Origin of the sequence: Rhodococcus sp. 14-2483-1-2, assembly GCF_002259405.1 — a bacterium.
Taxonomy (GTDB): Bacteria; Actinomycetota; Actinomycetes; order Mycobacteriales; family Mycobacteriaceae; genus Rhodococcoides.
Map to the genome: position 1 here is coordinate 1,964 of NZ_NPFW01000024.1, position 1,760 is coordinate 3,723.

Genomic DNA, 1,760 nt, shown 5'->3' on the forward strand with positions numbered 1-1,760 from the left:
AAGGTTCTTGTCGCCAATCGTGGTGAGATCGCGGTGCGGGTGATCCGGGCGGCCGCCGATGCCGGGTTGGCCAGTGTCGCTGTGTATGCCGAGCCCGATGCCGATGCCCCGTTCGTACGCCTTGCCGACGAAGCGTTCGCGCTCGGTGGGCAGACCTCGGCGGAGTCGTATCTGGTGATCGACAAGATCCTCGACGCCGCCGCCAAGTCCGGGGCCGACGCCATCCACCCCGGCTACGGATTCCTCTCCGAGAACGCCGAGTTCGCGCAGGCCGTGATCGATGCCGGCCTGATCTGGATCGGCCCGTCCCCGCAGTCGATCCGCGACCTCGGCGACAAGGTCACCGCCCGCCACATCGCCGCCCGCGCCAAAGCCCCCTCGGTCCCCGGCACGTCCGAGCCGGTCAAGGACGCCGACGAGATCCTCGCCTTCGCCGACGAACACGGTCTGCCGATCGCGATCAAAGCCGCGTTCGGTGGCGGCGGCCGCGGCATGAAAGTGGCCCGCACCCGCGAGGAAATCCCCGAACTGTTCGACTCCGCCACCCGCGAAGCCGTCGCCGCGTTCGGGCGTGGGGAATGCTTCGTCGAGCGGTACCTCGACAAGCCGCGCCACGTCGAAGCGCAGGTCATCGCCGACACCCACGGCAACGTCGTCGTCGCCGGCACCCGCGACTGCTCCCTGCAACGCCGCTTCCAGAAACTCGTCGAGGAAGCACCGGCCCCGTTCCTCACCGACGCCCAACGCAAGGAGATCCATTCGTCGGCGAAGGCCATCTGCCTCGAAGCCGGCTACTACGGTGCCGGCACGGTGGAGTACCTCGTCGGACAGGACGGGCTGGTCTCGTTCTTGGAGGTCAATACCCGTCTGCAGGTCGAGCATCCCGTCACCGAGGAGACCTCGGGCATCGACCTGGTGCTGCAGCAGTTCCGCATCGCCAACGGTGAGGAACTGTCCATCACCGAAGATCCCGAGCCGCGGGGGCATTCGTTCGAGTTCCGGATCAACGGCGAAGACGCCGGACGCGGGTTCCTGCCCGCCCCCGGACCGGTCACCACCTTCACCGCGCCGTCAGGACCCGGTGTGCGGGTCGATTCCGGTGTCGAATCCGGCTCGGTGATCGGTGGCCAGTTCGACTCGATGCTCGCCAAGCTCATCGTCACCGGAGCGACCCGTGAGGAAGCGCTCGCGCGGTCGCGTCGGGCGCTCGCGGAGTTCACCGTCGAAGGACTTGCCACGGTGATTCCGTTCCATGCCGCGGTGGTCTCCGATCCGGCGTTCATCGGCGACGGGGAGTCGTTCTCGGTGCACACCCGCTGGATCGAGACCGAATGGGACAACCAGGTCCCCCCGTTCACCGCCGGGCAACCCATCGACGAGGACGAGGTCCTGCCGCGTCAGTCCGTGGTCGTCGAGGTCGGCGGCCGACGCGTGGAGGTGTCCCTGCCCGGGGAACTGTCCCTCGGCGGTAACGGCGGCGGACCTGCCGGTGCAGTACGCCGCAAACCCAAAGCCCGCACCCGCGGCGGAGCCGGAGCAGGCGCGGCATCCGGAGATGCGGTCACCGCACCGATGCAGGGCACCGTGGTCAAAGTCGCCGTCGACGAAGGCCAAACCGTCGACGCCGGTGACCTCATCGCCGTCCTCGAAGCGATGAAAATGGAAAACCCCGTCAACGCCCACAAAGCAGGCACCATCACCGGCCTGACCGTCACCGCAGGCGACGCCATCACCCAAGGCACCGTCCTCGCAGAGATCAA

At 67.8% G+C, this 1,760-nt stretch carries 1 protein-coding gene; it reads left to right on the top strand.

Annotated elements, in window-relative coordinates:
- On the top strand, positions 1-1,760 hold a 1,760-nt coding region (locus CH295_RS27320; RefSeq protein WP_212556232.1), incomplete at both ends, for an acetyl/propionyl/methylcrotonyl-CoA carboxylase subunit alpha.